This window comes from Chitinophaga japonensis (assembly GCF_007830125.1).
Lineage (GTDB): Bacteria > Bacteroidota > Bacteroidia > Chitinophagales > Chitinophagaceae > Chitinophaga > Chitinophaga japonensis.
This window is the reverse complement of record NZ_VLLG01000002.1, coordinates 401,570-418,664: the sequence shown is the minus strand read 5'-3', so window position 1 is coordinate 418,664 and position 17,095 is coordinate 401,570. Positions and strand designations below refer to the sequence as shown.

13 protein-coding genes are annotated in these 17,095 nt (G+C 55.2%); 7 read left to right on the top strand and 6 right to left on the bottom strand.

Features of this window, described 5'->3' with window-relative positions; genetic code table 11:
* Positions 1-8 precede the first annotated feature (8 nt).
* Positions 9-2,810, top strand: coding sequence for a PKD domain-containing protein (locus tag LX66_RS01625; RefSeq protein ID WP_145710149.1), 2,802 nt, complete (start codon positions 9-11; stop codon positions 2,808-2,810).
* Between the two features lie 645 nt (positions 2,811-3,455).
* Here LX66_RS01625 and LX66_RS01620 read toward each other — a convergent pair.
* The 3 genes from LX66_RS01620 to LX66_RS01610 are packed head-to-tail and all read right to left on the bottom strand — an operon-like array spanning position 3,456 to position 8,371.
* A complete protein-coding gene (locus tag LX66_RS01620) occupies positions 3,456-4,022 on the bottom strand; it encodes a hypothetical protein (protein ID WP_145710148.1) in 567 nt (188 codons plus the stop codon).
* A 5-nt stretch (positions 4,023-4,027) separates the two neighbouring features.
* Positions 4,028-6,589 (bottom strand): right-handed parallel beta-helix repeat-containing protein, encoded by a 2,562-nt coding sequence (locus tag LX66_RS01615; RefSeq protein WP_145710147.1) that lies wholly within the window; start codon positions 6,587-6,589, stop codon positions 4,028-4,030.
* Between the two features lie 60 nt (positions 6,590-6,649).
* Complete coding sequence (locus tag LX66_RS01610) at positions 6,650-8,371, bottom strand: T9SS type A sorting domain-containing protein (protein WP_145710146.1); 1,722 nt, start codon at positions 8,369-8,371, stop codon at positions 6,650-6,652.
* A 368-nt stretch (positions 8,372-8,739) separates the two neighbouring features.
* Between LX66_RS01610 and LX66_RS01605 the strand changes: the two genes are divergently transcribed.
* Positions 8,740-9,306, top strand: coding sequence for a dihydrofolate reductase family protein (locus tag LX66_RS01605; RefSeq protein ID WP_145710145.1), 567 nt, complete (start codon positions 8,740-8,742; stop codon positions 9,304-9,306).
* A gap of 2 nt (positions 9,307-9,308) precedes the next feature.
* Here LX66_RS01605 and LX66_RS01600 read toward each other — a convergent pair whose 3' ends face one another.
* Positions 9,309-10,805 (bottom strand): MFS transporter, encoded by a 1,497-nt coding sequence (locus LX66_RS01600; protein ID WP_145710144.1) that lies wholly within the window; start codon positions 10,803-10,805, stop codon positions 9,309-9,311.
* Between the two features lie 122 nt (positions 10,806-10,927).
* Here LX66_RS01600 and LX66_RS01595 point away from each other — a divergent pair, with 122 nt between their 5' ends.
* From LX66_RS01595 to LX66_RS01575, 5 genes are read left to right on the top strand one after another with little or no spacing between them, the layout of a single operon-like run.
* Positions 10,928-11,995 carry a respiratory nitrate reductase subunit gamma gene (locus LX66_RS01595; RefSeq protein WP_145710143.1) on the top strand — a complete coding sequence of 356 codons (1,068 nt, stop codon included), beginning with the start codon at positions 10,928-10,930 and terminating at the stop codon, positions 11,993-11,995.
* Between the two features lie 23 nt (positions 11,996-12,018).
* Positions 12,019-14,232 carry a molybdopterin oxidoreductase family protein gene (locus tag LX66_RS01590; RefSeq protein WP_145710142.1) on the top strand — a complete coding sequence of 738 codons (2,214 nt, stop codon included), beginning with the start codon at positions 12,019-12,021 and terminating at the stop codon, positions 14,230-14,232.
* A gap of 27 nt (positions 14,233-14,259) precedes the next feature.
* Positions 14,260-14,835: a 4Fe-4S dicluster domain-containing protein gene (locus LX66_RS01585; protein WP_145710141.1), complete on the top strand. Its 576-nt coding sequence runs from the start codon at positions 14,260-14,262 to the stop codon at positions 14,833-14,835.
* A gap of 15 nt (positions 14,836-14,850) precedes the next feature.
* Complete coding sequence (locus tag LX66_RS01580) at positions 14,851-15,363, top strand: Rieske (2Fe-2S) protein (protein ID WP_145710140.1); 513 nt, start codon at positions 14,851-14,853, stop codon at positions 15,361-15,363.
* A gap of 12 nt (positions 15,364-15,375) precedes the next feature.
* Complete coding sequence (locus tag LX66_RS01575; protein ID WP_145710139.1) at positions 15,376-15,639, top strand: DUF6755 family protein; 264 nt, start codon at positions 15,376-15,378, stop codon at positions 15,637-15,639.
* Positions 15,640-15,645: 6 nt separating this feature from the next.
* Here the strand turns inward: LX66_RS01575 and LX66_RS01570 are convergent, their stop codons facing one another.
* Positions 15,646-16,617 (bottom strand): aldo/keto reductase, encoded by a 972-nt coding sequence (locus LX66_RS01570; protein ID WP_145710138.1) that lies wholly within the window; start codon positions 16,615-16,617, stop codon positions 15,646-15,648.
* A gap of 26 nt (positions 16,618-16,643) precedes the next feature.
* Entirely contained in the window at positions 16,644-17,054 is a 411-nt protein-coding gene (locus LX66_RS01565) for a hypothetical protein (RefSeq protein ID WP_145710137.1), read from the bottom strand.
* Between the last annotated feature and the right edge of the window lie 41 nt (positions 17,055-17,095).

The window sequence follows — 17,095 nt, the reverse complement described above, 5'->3', positions numbered from 1 at the left end:
AGTATTTTATGAAGCCATTCCTACTGATCATATTTTTACTGGCCGCTGCCGCCGCTTCGGCGCAGCAGTTTTCCAACCGGGGAAGGGAGTTCTGGACCGGCTACGGCCTGCACTACTTCATGGAGCCGGGGCAAAACAACAGCCAGGAGATGGTGCTGTACTTCAGTGCAGAGGCGGCGGCGAATGTAACGGTCACTACACGGGGGGCCACGGCCAATACGGTAAAGCAGTATGCGGTGCCGGCCAACAGCGTGATCGCCTCCGACCCCATGCCCAAATCGGGCGCGGAAGACTGCAGGTTATTTGATTATCCAATTTCCTATGGAGGACAGGGCTCGGACAGGCTTTTTGACAGGTCCATACATATAGAAAGTGATGTGCCGATCGTAGCCTATGCCCACATCAGCGGCGCCGGTTCTTCCGGCGCCACTATGCTGATGCCCGTGGAATCCTGGGGATATGATTACCGTTCCGTGAACAGCCAGCAGGTGATACGGGGCGTTACTACCGGGGAAGGTTGTTTTTCCTGGTTGTTCATTGTGGCCCACCAGGATAATACCGTAGTGGAGATCACGCCATCCGTACCCTTACGGAACGGCGCAGCGGCGGGGCTGCCCTTTACCGCCACGCTGCAGCGCGGTCAGGTATACCAGGTAGTAGGCGCCGCCATCAGCAATATTGCCGGGCATGACCTTACCGGCACCAAAGTAAAGTCCATCAGCAATGTGGCCGGGGACTGCTATCCCGTAGCGGTATTTGCCGGCAGCAGTTCTACCGCCATTACCTGCAATGGCACTAACTCCGGGTTTGCCGACAATCTCATCCAGCAGATCTTCCCCGTGCAGGCCTGGGGAAAGACCTACCTCACCGCGCCTTTTTCCGCCAGTGATAATGCCGGCGTGCTGAATACCGGCATTTTCCGCATTGCCGTGAAAGACCCTGCTACGGTGGTCAAACGGAATGGCGCAGTGCTCACAGGGCTGATCAATAATTTTTACTACGAATATCAGAGCGCTACGGCAGACTATATTGAAGCCGACAAACCCATACTGGTCACGCAGTACATGCCCTCCATGAACGATAATATTTCTGACGGCGGCTGTGGCTTTACCGGCCTGGGCGACCCGGAAATGATATATCTCAGCCCGGTGGAGCAATCCATAAAAAGAGTGGGCTTTTACCGCAATACCGCGGCCGTGGTGGAAGTGAATTACCTGACGCTGATCATTCCCACCAACGGCCTGGGCTCCCTGACCATAGACGGCAATAATGCTTTCAGCCATACCTATCCCCATCCTAACCGGCCCGGGTATACGGTGGTGGTGCAGCGCTGGCCGGCGGCCAAAGCCCAGTGCATTGTGCAGAGCGATTCTGCCTTTACCGCCGTCACCTATGGCATGGGTAAGTATGACAGCTACGGTTATAATGCCGGCACCATGATCAACAACCTGAACGGCCTGCTGCACCTGCACAATACGGAAGGGGAAACCGGCGCAGTACATCCCTTTACCTGCCGTAATACGCCGGTGGAGATATCGGTGCTGATGGCCTACCCGCCCAACCGGCTGGTATGGCATTTGAGCCAGTTGCAATACGCCAGTCCCAATACAGACATCACACAAAACAATCCCGTGCCCGTGGATACGGTGCTCCTGGACGGCCGTACTTACTTCAAATACACCGCGCCAGGTATTTACACGTTCAGCGAAGCCGGTAGCTTCCGCTTCGAGATCAGCAGCACGCATCCTTCCATTGAGAACTGCAACAATACAGAAAGGCTGCCGCTGGATATTGAAGTACGGGATATCAGCAATGCCGCTGTAATTGCCTACACGCCCACCGGCTGCTTGCCGGACCTGGTGAAATTCCGCTGGGACGGTACTAACGCCGGCGATTATACTTTCAATCGCTGGCTTTGGACCTTCCCGGACAATACCACCGCCAATACGGATACCACCAGCAAGCTGTTTACCACGCCGGGCAACAAACCCGTGCGCCTGCAGGTGATCTCCGAAGAAGGTTGCATAGACGATACCACGGTGACGGTGCCGGTAGTGGCCGCGCAGCCGGAAGCCCGTTTTGAGATAACGCCTGCCATCATTTGCCAGGGCAGTGAAGTACAGTTCAGGGATCAAAGCATTTCCCCCGGTGGGCCAGTAACAGTATGGAACTGGGATTTTGGGGACGGCACCACAGCCACAGAACAGCATCCTGTAAAACGTTACGATCATCCCGGCAATTATACCGCCCGTCTGAGTGTGGCTACGGTGGCCGGCTGCAGCTCCGCGCCCCTTGAGCAGGAGCTGACAGTATATGTGCAGCCCGTGGTAGATGCCGGTCCAACTGTTTCCGTAGAGCAGGGCACGGCGGTTACCCTGGGCGCTACCGTGAATGATCCTTCCCTGCTGCTGCAATGGGCGCCGGCCGCGGAGTTGAGTGATCCTGCCGCATTAAGGCCGGTATACATCGCTCAGCATGACCAGGTGTTTACCCTGACCGCTACGGACCGTGAGGGGCATTGCTCCGCTACGGACCAGGCGGAAGTGAAAATACTGGTGCCGGTAAAAGTGCCGAACGCTTTTTCCCCTAACGGGGATGGTATTAACGATACCTGGAGCATCACTAATTTGGCAGCTTACCAGCGCAGTTTGGTGGAGGTATTTAACCGTTATGGCAAGCGGGTGTTCTATTCCCGCGGCTATGCTACGCCCTGGGATGGTGGCGGTTTACCGGTGGGTGTATACTACTACGTGATAGACCTGGGGAACGGCTCGGAGAAGATAGCGGGATATGTGACGATATTGAAGTGAGCAGGCGGTATATAATAAAGCTGATGCTTTTTGCTCCCAGGTTTTTTCCATAGTTTCATCCAGTTACATAAGCGTTACATAATAATAATGTTGATAATCAATATTTTGTGAGCGTATAAAATTGATTTGATTAAGTTCAGTTACATAGTACTATAAATACTCGTCCAGTCCGTTATACATCATGTAACAATACGTAACCAGGTATATGCATGTACTAGTGGTTGTTTACAATGGTTTATCCGGTAAAAAATCTCTTGGAGAAGACTTGAAACCCGGAAATTGCTATCTGGGAACAGCAATTTCCTGTTCCGGGCGCCGTCAATGGGGTATAGCAGGAGCAATTTGCTCCTATACAACAGCAATTTGCTGTTCCGAACCCCATTAATGGAGTGTGTTGCCGACAAATTGCTATGCTTCAATAGCAATTTGTCATGTCATTCCCCCAATTTGCTATGCTGATCCCCTTAAATGGGGTAGGACAACAGGAAATTGCGGTTAGGGAACCCCAATTTGCTCATGCGGAACCGCAATTTTCTCCCCGGTAACCGCAATTTCCTATAAAGGAACAGCAAATTGCTGTAACCCTACCCCATTCACGGGGATCGGAACTGCAATTTGCTGTTGCCTCACTACGTGGAGGGGGTGTTAATCCCCGTTCTCCGTGCCCGGAGCCGCTCTTCTGATGCTCCGCCCCGGAAAGCGCTGCTTCAGATCATTCACGATGGTCTGCGTACCCTGTACGCCGGCATCGGCTGCCCGCTTTACGGAGTTGTAAAATACCAGGGCGGCGCTGTAGCCTTCGTGGCCGGCCACCATCATGGTATCATCAATGGCTTCCACCAGGCTTTCCAAAGGCCGCATTACCTCCGTAAGGGCCTTTACCAGCTCCATGTCCTTTTGAAATTCCGCTACCTCCAGGTAAGGAGGTATCAGTTGGGGGTTGGTGGTGGCGTAGCCCAGGGCCTTTTCTACAAAAGGCACGGTTTTGTCCCCCATCCGGGCATACGCCCGCCGTTCATCGGGGCTTAACTTCAGCAGGAACGGCAATTGGGTCTTGATCGTGGAAAGGGCCTGTTGAATGGACTCCATGGCTGCCGGCTCTATGGCAGCAGATAGCAGGTTGTCATTTGGCATGACGTGGTTGGTTTTAAAATAAACAATGGTATTATCAGGATGAAAATAATGGATGTGTTCGGATTGGCGTCTGTTCATTTTGTTCAGTTTACCTTAATTCCCCCATGCCCCACCATACTGATCCCGCCCGGTACAAACAGCATACACCCGTACTTCTCCTGCAGGTAGGCTTCTACCTGGTTGCACTCAGTGGCAGACAGCACCCGGTTGTAAATAATGATCTCCGGCACATCGCCCTGTAAAGTGGCGGCGCTGGTGGCGCCCAGCAGGAAACCCGTCCAGTCCGCAGGGGACTGCGACAGCACGCCCGATGCTACTTCCGTACCATTCTTATACAGCTTTGATGTTGCACCGGTGCCGGGATAGGTATAGGTATACATCTGCGCTTCCGCGTCCGTTAGGGTGCCGGCTGGCGCCGTGAGCCGCCCGGGCACGCCGGTACCGCAATAAATGCTGCCGTTGGCGGAGCCGTGGAACAGGAACTGGCCCCAGCCGCCCAGCGCGCCCAGGCTCTGGTTATAGTCCGCCAGCCCGTTGGGCCGTATCACCATGATGAAGGTAAATGCCGGCCAGCTACCCGCCATGGAGAGAATGTCCATGCGGTCGTCTGCACCGTCAAAGCGCAGCGTGGGCTGCCCGTTCACGGCATTGGCCACATACAGGGGCTGGTATGTCTGTATGGTTTGAATGGCGGTGTTCGTATACCCGGAGCCGTCGCCCCAGGTGTTCACCCGGTTATTGATATCCTTTACGATCACGCCGGCCGGGGCATCCGCCCGCAGCCACAGGCGCAGGCCGCTGCCGGGGATGGGCGGTGTGGGCGGTGTAGGAGGCGGGGGCATGGGATCAGTGAGCTTAATATCCTGGTAGGCCGTTTGAATGCCCGCATTGGCAATAATGCCGGCATCATGGGGAGGATTGGCGCCTAAGGTGTTGTAAGATGCCGTGCCGTTAAAGTTTACCTCCCATTTGGGAATGGTGTTCACCACGCAGTTCTGGTCAATGGTAAAGCCGGCGCTGCCCTGGTCCAGGTAGATGGAAGCCACCGGGTAGGTGGGCGTGTATTGCGTAGTGGCCCATACGCTGCGCACCGTGTTGTGAATATAATTGTATTGTATGGTAGATGCCGGCCCCTGGTTGCTGAGCGTATAAATGCCGCCGCCATCGCAGAGCAGGCGCATCACATTGTAAATATGGTTGTACTCAATATGGTTGTTGCGCATGGCATTGGTGCTGAAGGTCCACCCCCACCCGCTGTTGATGCCGCTGTAAGGCAGGTCCGTTACTTCATTGTGAATAATGCTGGTATTGCGGATGTAGCCGGCCGCTATGCCGTTGGCGCAGTAGTAGTCCGTGCCGCAGGTGTACACGTAGTTGTTGGCCACCACGTGATCCTCGCAGTATTCTTTCACGTTGGACGGGTTGTATACCGTGGCAATGGGCACATCCGGTTCGGAGAATTTCCCGATCTGCATGCCGTTGCCGGAAATGTCGTGGAAAACATTGCCTTCCGTAATAATGTTGTTGGTACTGATGTAAATGTCCAGTCCCGTGGAGCCGCAGTTACGGAACACGTTGCGGGTAAGGCGCATATGGTGGGCGTTGGCAATGTAGAAAGCGGCATCGGGCCGGTCGCTGCGGTCGTTGCCCACGCTGAACTGCTGCGATTGCAGGCCGATGTTGCCCTGTTCGGAAGGGCGCGTCCAGTTGGCATGTTCAAACGTAATGCCTTCAAATATGAGGTGGTGGGCATGATGGTCAAAGTCCGCGCCCTTTACCTGCACCAGCCGGTCAATATTGGGCGCTACCACGGTAGCGGTAGCCATGTTTTCACCCGGGCGCGGTTTATAGTAAAGATAGTGGGGCGATGTGTTGTCATCCAGGTACCACTCGCCGGGCTGGTCCAGGAAATCCAGGCTGTTCTCCAGGTGGTAGGCCTGGTCCGGCGATTTTTGCGGCCAGTCGCGGTTGAACACGATGTTCCGCTCCGTGCTGTGGACCGTAATGTTTTTATAAGCGCCATTGGCCGCTACGGATGCAATGCGCATAATGCTTTCCGCCCAGTACTGCTGCACGATCATTTCCACCTTGCCATTGGACAGGTTCTGCACATTGCCCAGCTCACCGGCGATAATGCTGATGGTCTGCCCGGAAGTATTCCAGGATACCAGCCGGTTAAAAGTGCCGGCATTGGGCGTACGGGCCCGGAGGGCCTTTTTACCGTTCACGTACAACTGCCGGAAGCTCATGGCGCTGCAGGGGGCGCGGTAAATACCATTGCCGTGGGCCTGCCAGCCGGATAGTACAGTACCGCCGCTGATGATGGGCCGCTCCCCGGTATAGGCCTGGTAAGCCACGTAATGGCCGTCTTTCCCGGCATCTGCTTCCGTAAAGGTCAGGGTACTGTTCAGCGTATAGGTGCCGCCGCGCAGCCAGATGTAAATATCGCCGGTCCAGGCGCCTGTTCTGGCGCGTACTACATCCCGTGCCTTTTGGATGCTGCGGAAGGGCTGTGCTTCGGTGCCGGGATTATTGTCATGCCCGGTCGGCGATACGTAATAGCTGGCCATGATCTGCGCCTGCAGGGCGGCGGGCAGCAGGAGTGCAGCGGGCAGCCATACCTTCAGTATATTTTTCAGTAACATGGTTATACGGGTTGAAAGACCTGGCAGGTTTTCAAAAGCCTGCCAGGTCTGCAATAAACATTACTTAACAATGATCCTTTTAGTGGCAATGTATGCATCGCCCTCCGCGATCCTTACCAGGTAAGCGCCGGGCGCCAGGCCATCCAGCGGGATGGTCACCTTGCTGCCGCCTTTTAATTCCTTTACCGGCCTGCCCTGCATATCGTACACCACGAAGCGGTAACCCAGCTTGTTGTGCCTGGGCATCTGCACGGTTACGTAGTCGCCGGCAGGGTTGGGGAATACGGTAATATCGTGTTCCGCGCTTTTCAATGCGCTGGCCGTGGTAATAGGATCTACCTGTATGTTCCTGGTAGCGCCGTTGCCGATACTGGTTTCCACGTACACCACCGTATAGTCGCCAAACTGGTGGCTGTAGGTAGCCAGGTTGGCGTTGGTGGCCAGGTCCGTTGCCTGGTAGGCAGCATGCGCATTGGACAGTTTGAACTTGAGCCTTACAAAGGGCAGGCTGTAGCCGCTGCAGGTAACGGTGGCCTTGCCCTGCGTAAGCGTGGGGCCGTTGGCGGTATAGTTAATATTCAGGTTCAGGTTGTCCGCCAGCATGTGCTGCTGCGTAATGTTGCCATTGCTCACATGCACCAGCGAAAAGCCGGGGTTGCCGCCATGCGCGGTACCGTTGGCGTCGCCGGTGATGAGGTAGGGGATCTGGGAAGGCCCGTCCGTACCGGTAGCGTAAATGTGCTGGTGCCCTACGATCATGTAATCTACATTACCGTTCTGGTACAGGGTGCGCGCATTGGCTACGGTGTTATGATCATTGATGAACATATTGAAGCCGTGGTGCGTCACGGAAATGCGGGCGGCTGCGCCGGAAGCAGCCGCCAGGTCGCTTTGTGAAAAGTTGTAAATAGCCACGCCCACGGAATCGTTATTGTCAAAGCGCAGGTAGCCGTTGGGCGTGCAGCCGCCGAAGTAAGTGCGTGCATTCCAGTTAGGCATGTCGTAATAAAAGCGGTTGACCAGGAAATGGATGCCGCCGCCGGAATAGGTAGGATGCACGGTAAAGCTGTATTCCGTAGGCCCCAGGTATTTGCGCCACAATCTTTCACCCGCGCCGTAGTTGGAATCGTCCAGCGCTACCCATCCGCCGCGGGTAATGTCATGGTTGCCCAGCGCTTCAAATACAGGCGTGGGATAGTTGGTGAACAATTGCAGGTAGTTCTGGAAGATCTGGTCCGTTACTACATCGGGCCGTCCGCCGCCGCCTATGCAGCCGCCGTCGTCGCCATGCTGCACGCAGTCGCCCGCCGCTACGGACAGCACAGGATTAATGAGCGTCGCCTTGGCCAGCAGGCGCTGAAAATCCAGTGGTTTGTGCTGGCTGTCGCCCCAGACAATAAAGTAAAAATCCCAGGGCGTCAGGTACCAGGGATTGATCCACACGGTTTGCGTAGCGCCCGCTGCAATGTTCCAGGTAAAGGTGAGGGAGTTGGCGCCTTTGGCCGTGGTAGTACCTTCGCTCAGCGTTATAAAGTCCGGGTCTACGTTCTTGAGCACCACCGTATAGGTTTTGGCACTGCCGCCGGTATTGGTGGCGCGGATGGAAGCATGCAGGCCCGCCATTCTTACATGCAGCAGGTTGCCGGCATGGTTGGTGCCGTATACTTCGGCGCACTGGTAATAATTAAAGGTCTGCGAAAAGCTGCGGGCGGTTGTAAGCAGGCTGATCGCCATGGTACAAAGCAGTAGCTGTACCAGCCTTGGAGTGGTAAAGGTTTTCATCTGTTAATATTTAAATTGTTCTGGTCAGATGGAACCTCTCCGCCGGTTGACGGATCGGTTTCATAAAATGCTACATTTTTTGACGAGGATGAATAATATAGGTTCGCCGTAAACGCCGTACGCGCACGTGGAATTTAAGAACGCTTACAACGAGCTAGATTAATTGCCTTAAAATGGATTGATTACTGTGATTTTTTCTTTCTAAATTTTACATGGGAAAAAATTTGGCATTTGGATAAATCAATAGCGCGTATGTTTTCTATCTACAGTGTAAAGATGATGGTTACCTGGTACAGGCGTATGCGGTATGATGAACAGAACAGTGTTCCTAAAGTAGTGAAATTTGTATTAACAATCAAATTTAATATATGAGAAAGCTTGTATTATTTATGCACACTTCCCTGGATGGTTTTGTAGCAGGGCCCAACGGGGAAATGGCCTGGATCAACGTAGCAGATGAAATTTTTGATTATGCCGGCGCTCGTACCGATGAGGCGGATACCGCGCTGTACGGGCGCGTTACCTTCCAGATGATGGACAGCTACTGGCCCACCGCTGCAGACCAGCCCTCCGCCAGTAAACATGACATTGAACATTCCAGGTGGTACAACAGCGTGGAGAAAGTAGTGCTGTCCACAACCATGGAGGGGGACCCCGCAAAGAATACCCGCGTGATCGGCAACGATCTGCCCGCGCAGATCAATGCATTGAAACAACAACCGGGCAGGAACATCCTGATGTTTGGCAGCCCCTCCGCCGCGCATGCGCTCATGCAGCACAACCTGATAGATGATTACTGGCTGTTTGTAAACCCGGTGGTGCTGGGGCAGGGCATTCCCCTGTTCCGGGACGTGCCCGGGCCAATGCAGCTAAAGCTGGAGACCAGCGTTACCTTTTCTTCCGGGGTGGTGTGCCTGCATTATGAGCGGCAGTAACCTCACTGATCCGGCCGCTCAAATTTATCTGCCAGGTGCGGCGCGCCCTGCTTCATCATGCGCGTGATCACGCGGTGCATCCACAGCAGGCAAAGCGCGGAAAGCAGGCATACAAAGAACCACGAGCTGGTCCACAGGCCGCTGAGGTTCAGCAGGTAGCCGAAAAGAATGGGGCCTACAAAACCGCCCAGTCCACCGATCAGGCCTACCATGCCGCCAACGATGCCTACCTCCTGCGGGAAGTACACGGGAATATGCTTGAACACCGCTGCCGTGCCAATGCCCCAGGAAATACCGGTGAGCAGGATCAATACCAGGAACACCCAGACGTTGGCCTGAAAATAAATGCGGGTAACGCCCTGCGCCAGCATCTGTTTTTTCTTTACCACGTCGCCGGTTTGTACGGCCGCTTCCTGCCAGCTTTCTTTGGTGGGGAAAATAAGCTGCTGCCGGTCCGTATGCGCGGGGCGCGGTTGCCGGGCTTTTAAGGGATAGGTCTTATCATCCACCGTAATAGCGTCTGCGCTTACCTGCGTAACGGTGCCGGCCTGCGTGGCCATCAGCCCCGCGCCGGGGGAGTATATTTCCATTCTCGGGATCAGCAGCAGGAAGGTGAGTATCACGGAGTTGCCCAGCACCCAGTACATCACCTGCCGCGCCCCGGACCTGTCGGACAGCCAGCCGCCCACGGCGCGGAACAGGCCGGCCGGCAGGCTGAAACAGGCGGCAAACATGCCCGCCATTACCAGCGTGGTATTGTATACATTCAGGAAATAGGATACCAGCCATTGGGAAAAAGTAACAAAGCACCCGAAAACAAGAAAATAGTACAGCCCGAAGCGCCATACCCGGACGCTCTTCAGCGGCCTTAGCATCAGCGCCAGCGATTTGCCGGAGCTGGCGGGCCGCTTGTTGCGGGTGAACAATGCAAACAATACCGCCATCACCACCAGTGCCATGGCGTAAATGACCGGCAGCATTCTCCAGCCTTCGGGATTGGTGCCATCGCCCGTAAGGCGGATCAGCAGGGAAGGAGCCACCATGGTCGTAATGGCCGACCCTACATTGCCCATGCCGAAGATGCCCAGCGCGCGGCCCTGCCACTCCGGCGGGAACCACAGCGAGGTAAAGCCGACGCCTACAGCAAAGCTGGCGCCTAAAAGGCCGAATAAAAAGCTCAGCACAAGAAACAGCGTATAGTGGGTGGTGGTAGACAGCAGGAACAAGGGAATGGCGCAGAGCAGCATGAGCCCGCTGAATACCCAGCGCCCGCCGATCCGGTCCGTCAGCAGGCCCAGCGGCAGGCGCATCACGGAGCCGGTGAGCACCGGTATGCCCAGCAGCCAGCCGGCCTGCACCAGGTTCCAGTTTACAATACCGTTGTCGATCAGGAAGGCCACGAGTACCCCGTTGAGCACCCAGCCGGCAAAACAAACCGTAAAAGCAAGCGTGTTGAAGAATAATATGCGATAAGCAATACCGGAAGGACGTTGCTGCATAACATGGCAGTTTTGGAGTGATGAAATGGGTATGTGCTTTTTATTTATTAAATTACTTAAACATTAGGAAAATAGCGTTGTTAAGCATTTTAATGATAGTATAAACAAGAGAAGCGTATCGTATGTTTAGTTATCATCTTAACAAAAAAGCGTTCTGGATAGCTGCACTGGCTACCTTGTTACTGTTAGCGCTCGTGTTTATCGGCTCCCGTAATCTCCAGAATTTTGATGCCGCCTTAATAGCTTACCTGTTCGGAACCGTGTTTGCCACTTTCGGGATCGTATACCGTTATGCGGTATGGCTGCAGCGGCCGCCTACCTGGCTCTATTTTAAACGTACCTGGCAGATACTGTTCAGCGGGCGCTTCCTCCCTTATCTCTGGTTATTCCTGCGTAAATCCGTGCGCAATATCGGCTTTCAATACTTTATCCGCCCCCGTGGCGGCAGGCGCTGGTGGGGCCATTTCCTGCTGGCTACCGGCTGCATGCTGGCCTTTGCCGTCACCATCCCGCTCACATTGGGATGGATACACTTCACGATGAACCCGGCCACCAGTATGGACCCTGCCGTAAGCAAGCTGTATGAAGCGCACCTGTTCGGGTTCAAGGTGTTCGAGTTCCGGCTGGGCTCCATCATTGCCTCACTGGTGTTCAATGTGCTGAGCTGGAGCTCCTGGCTGGTGATCATCGGCGTGGGGCTGTTCATCTACCGCCGTTTTACCAATGGCGGGCTGATCGCCACGCAGAGCTTTGAAGGCGACTGGCTGCCGCTGGTATTGCTGGTAGCCATTGCCGTTACGGGCCTGGGCCTGTCCTACGATTATGCGTTCCTGGGAGGCACCACCTACGAGTTCATGGCGGTGACCCATGCCGTTACCGTGATCGTGTTCCTGGTATGGATACCCTTCGGGAAATTCTTTCATATTATCCAGCGCCCCGCGCAGATCGGCGTATATCTCTACCATACGGAGGGGAACCGGAAGGGCATGGCCGTATGTCCGCATACCGGTAAGGAATTTACCTCGCAGCAGCATGTGGATGACCTGAAAGCCCTGACACATGAGCTGGGCATTGATTTTACGATAAACGGGCAACGCTCTCACCTGGATTACAGCCCGGAAGGCAAGCGGTCCATGCTGGCGCAGGCGCATTTAAAAGCCAGGCAGGAAAGCGGCCGCTATTTTGGTTAATTGCTACATTCCACAGATACAATATGTCAAAGCTACCAGTAGACCCTCAAACGCTTATCGCGGAATTTGGCCCGCACTTGAACTACCCGCCCAGGGAAGGCTATGCCGGCAGGGATGAACCAGACAAAGTGGTGGAAACGCATTGCTGCTTCTGCGGTATGCAATGCGGCATCAAGCTGCTGGTAAAAGAGAACCAGGTGGTGGGCTTTGAACCCTGGATGGAATTTCCTTTTAATGAAGGCCGGCTCTGCCCCAAAGGCGTGCAGCGCTATTTGCAGAACAATCACCCGGACCGTCTCCTGTCTCCCCTGCAAAGGGTGGAAGGCAAAGGCTTTGCACCGCTAGGCTGGGACAGCGCCCTGGACCGGACGGTAGCGGCTATCCGCAGTATACAGGAGCGGTATGGCAACGATGCTTTTGCCGTGCTCTCCGGCGTATCGCTCACCAACGAGAAATCTTACCTGATGGGCAAGTTTGCCAGGGTGGCCCTCAAAACAAAGAACCTGGATTATAACGGCCGCCTCTGCATGGTAAGCGCGGGGGCCGGCAATAAAAAGGCATTCGGGCTGGACCGCGGATCGAATAATTATTCCGATCTCAAAGGCGCAGAAGTGATCATGATATGCGGCGCCAATGTAAGCGAAACATTTCCCACGCTTACCTACTGGGTATGGCAGGCCCGCGACCTGGGCGCAAAGCTGATCGTGGTAGACCCGCGGCTGATACCGCTGGCCCGCACGGCAGACCTGCACCTGGATATCCGCCCCGGTACCGACTCTGCACTCTATGGAGCCATGCTGAAATACATCGTGGACAATAACCTGGTAGACCACGATTTTATCCGGGAGCATACCAGCGGCTTTGATGCCGCCGTGGAAGCTGTAAAAGATTACACGCTGGAATGGGCCGAAGCGGTGACGGGCATCGACCGGGAAAAGATCAGCCAGGCTGCGCAATGGTGGGGCCAGGCCAATACCAGCTTCCTGCTGCACGCCCGCGGCATTGAGCACCATTCCAAAGGGGTGGACAATGTGCTGGCCTGCATTAACCTGGTGCTGGCCAGCGGCCGTATCGGCAAGCCTTATTGCGGCTATGCCACCATTACCGGCCAGGGCAACGGGCAGGGCGGCCGTGAGCATGGCCATAAATGCGACCAGTTGCCCGGCAACCGCGACATCAATAACCCGGCGCACCGTCAATACATTGCCGGCGTATGGGGCATTGAGGAAGCGGAGCTGCCCGGCCAGGGCTATACGGCGTATGAGCTGATCGAAGCTATCCACCGCGGGGAAGTAAAAGGATTATTGTCCATCTGCTTTAACCCCCTGGTATCCCTGCCCAACAGCAACTATGTAAGGGAGGCCCTGGAAAAGCTGGAGTTCTATGTAGCCATCGATTTTTTCCTGAATGAAACGGCGCGCTATGCGGATATTGTACTGGCAGGCTCCCTGCATGAAGAGGAGGAGGGCACGGTAACCACTGCGGAAGGCCGCGTTACCCGCATCCGGCAGGCCGTTACGCCGCCCGGCGATGCGCGCACGGATACGGCCATTATCCTGGAGCTGGCCGCCCGCCTGGGCGCAAAGGATAAATTCAGCTTCCGGTCCAGCGAGGATATTTTCAACGAGCTGCGCATAGCATCCAAAGGCGGTACGGCAGACTATTACGGCATTACCTACGAAAAGATCGAAAAGCAGATGGGCGTTTTCTGGCCCTGTCCTTCACTGGAGCACCCCGGTACGCCGCGCCTCTGGGAGGACCGCAAGTTTGCTACGCCCGACGGGAAAGCGCATTTCAACCCGGTGCCTTACCGCGAGCCGGGAGAGGTAACGGACGATGCGTATCCCGTGGTGCTCACCACCGGCAGGGTGGTGTCCCAGTACCTCAGCGGTACGCAAACCCGGCGCATCGGCAAGCTGGTGGATCAGTACCCGGAGCCCCTGCTGGAAATACATCCGCAACTGGCGGCAAAATACGGCATTCGCCAAAGGGAAATTGTAAAGGTCTCCACGCGGAGAGGGGACGCGGAGTTCCCGGCCAACATCGTGGAAACTATCCGCAAGGATACGGTGTTCATCCCCTATCACTGGCCGGGCAAAAAATCCGCCAACCAGCTTACACCCGGCACCCTGGACCCGGTATCCAAAATACCGGAGTTCAAGGTATGCGCCTGCCGCCTGGAGCCTTCCGGCCGGATAGCGCCTGCCGGGCCGGCAGCGGCTTATAACAGCATCTGAATCGTTCACCATTCATACCAGTAGCATATGGAAACAGCCAATTACTACAAAACGGACATGGAATTCTTTATTGACATGCAGCGCTGCATCGGCTGCCAGGCCTGCGTGGTGGCCTGCGCAGAGTGTGAGACCAACGGGCATGAGTCCATGATCCATGTGAATTACGTGGACCGTGCGCATACGATCCAGACCACCGTGCAGGTGTGCATGCACTGTGAAGACCCGGTATGCGCCAGGGTATGCCCGGCAGACGCCATCAGCAAGGATGAATTTGGCGTGGTGCATACGGCCAACACGGCGCGCTGCATCGGCTGTTCCAACTGCGTGATGGCCTGCCCCTTTGGCGTGCCTTTCAAGCAGGAGCAGTATGACCTGATGATGAAATGCAACCTTTGCTACGACCGCACCAGCGCAGGCAAGAAGCCAATGTGCGCTACCGTATGTCCCAGCGGCGCGCTGTACTACGGCACCCGCGAGGAAATGCGCCGGATGCGGCCGCAAAGCAGCCCGGTCAATCATTTCCTGTTCGGCAGGGAGGAAGTGACCACCAAAGTGAATGTAATGATGCCCGCAGATGCCACCGTGCTGCGGGTATACGAATAATTAAAAGTTGGGTATATGGCAACCGACCAGGAACAAATGATGCCGGACTGGCAACGCGATTTTCCTTACCGCCAGGACCAGGCCCGGCTGGTGACCCGGCGGGAGTTTTCCCGCATGCTGTGCCTGATCTCTGCCGCCATGGTCACCGGCAGCGCCTACGTAGTGGCAAAAGCCTACTGGCCCCGTACGGGCGTGCCCGCAGGCCGGTACCGGGTGTGTGGCAAAGATGAATTGCCGGCAGGCGGCACGCGCAGCTTCCAGCTGCCGGGCAGCAGCGTGCCCTACATCCTGCTGCACCTGGAAGATGGCACCTTCAAAGCATATGAGCAGAAATGCACGCACCTTTCCTGTGCGGTATTCTATAAAACAGGTACCGGCAAAATTGAATGCCCCTGCCATAACGGCTGGTTTGATGCCGCCACCGGCGAAGTGATCCAGGGGCCGCCGCCCCGGCCTTTGCCCGCCTTACAGGTGGTGGAGGAAGGAAATGATGTTTTTGTAATGGGGCCGGGCACAAAAGCCGGTTAAATCTCTTACGTCATGAGCACTTTCAGGAACGCGCAGGAACAGGCGCATCCCAATAAGAACAGCACGCTTACACTGGCCATTATCGTGGTGCAGTTGCTGCTGGTCAGCATACAAATATGGCTGTTATACAGCGGCCTGAATAATGCGCTGGAGCATAACAAAGGCATCGCCATACCGGCGCTGGTAGCTTCCTTTATTTTATTCCTGGTTTGTTGTAGCCTGCTGTATTTTTTACCCGGCAGGGGCGCCGGCAAAAAATACAACAGGCGTTCCTGAGGGATATCATTGGGACCATTCCGTAGGCTCGCGGTCCCAGCGATGCTGCCTGAGCTGCTGCAGCAGGTCCGCCGGCAGGCCGTTGCCATCGCTGCAGGCCATGTTGGCTTCCACGTTCTTTATTTTCCGCATGCCGGGAATGGTGGTGGAAATATCCCGGTTGCAGAGAATAAAGCGCAGGGCCATTTCCGCCATGGTCATGTCCGCGGGAATAAGGGGTTTCAGCGCATCCGCATGCTCCACGCTGGAGTGCAGGTTTTCCGGCACAAAATAGCTGGCCCGCCAGTCGCCCTTGGGAAAAGTGGTTTCCTTCGTGAAGGTGCCGGTGAGCGTGCCTTCATCAAACGGCACCCTTGCGATCACGCCTATATTTTTTTCACGGCACAGGGGAAAGAGACGGTCTTCCGGCGCCTGGTCAAAGATGTTGTAGATCACCTGCACCGCGTCTATGAGACCGGTCCGGATCGTTTCCAGGCAGTTGTCCGGCTCCCAGCGGTTCACGCTCAGGCCCCAGGCTTTTACCTTGCCCTGCTGCGTTAATTTGGTAGTGGCTGTTTTCCATTCTTCCAGTTGCGCCCAGTTATCTTCCCATACATGGAATTGCTGCAGGTCAATGCTTTCCACGCCCAGGTTTTTCAGGCTCTTTTCCGTGTATTCGATAATGTAATCCGCCGGGAATACATCCTGCAATGCAAAATGCGGTTTGGAAGGCCATTTCCTGTTTTTGGGCGGGATCTTGGTGGCTACGTACAGCTTTTTGCCGGGATGCCGTTTCAGTGTTTTGTTCAGTATCTCTTCGCTCAGCCCGTCGGCATAAGCCCAGGCGGTGTCAAAGAAATTACAGCCCAGCTCAATGGCGCGGTCCAGTGCGGCGTTCACTTCCTTTTCCTCGGAGCCGGTCCAGCCCGCCATGCCCCACATGCCGTACCCTACCTCGCTGATGTTCCACCCGGTTCTTCCAAATGTTCTGTATTGCATACGTTTCGTTTTTTTGGTTGCACAATTTACCCAATAAAAATATCTTCCCGCGTCAGGTCATAGAACAGGTTTTGCAACTGGTGCAGGTGCAGGATGGGCCGCCCGTAGGGCGCCAGTCCGCCGGGCGCCTCTGTCAGCGGCTGAAAGCTGCCGGACATATCCTTTATATAAATGCTGCTGCGGTGGTTGTACTTATAGGAATAGGTATGGATATCCTCGCCATATTCCTTTTCGCCGGGCAGGAAACCGAACTGCAGCAAATGATCCGCTTCCAGGACAATGGGATGCACCTTTTCCAGCGGCAACCTGCTTTTAGGCAGGCCGGAATTGTAGATATAGCCGTCCAGTATCCCTTCCACCCGGAATTCGGTTTCGATCATATTATAATCGTAATACCATACCATATTGCCAATGCGCACGTCGGTTGCCTCTATCATAATTCGAGGGATTATACTGCAAGATTACATAATTATTACGT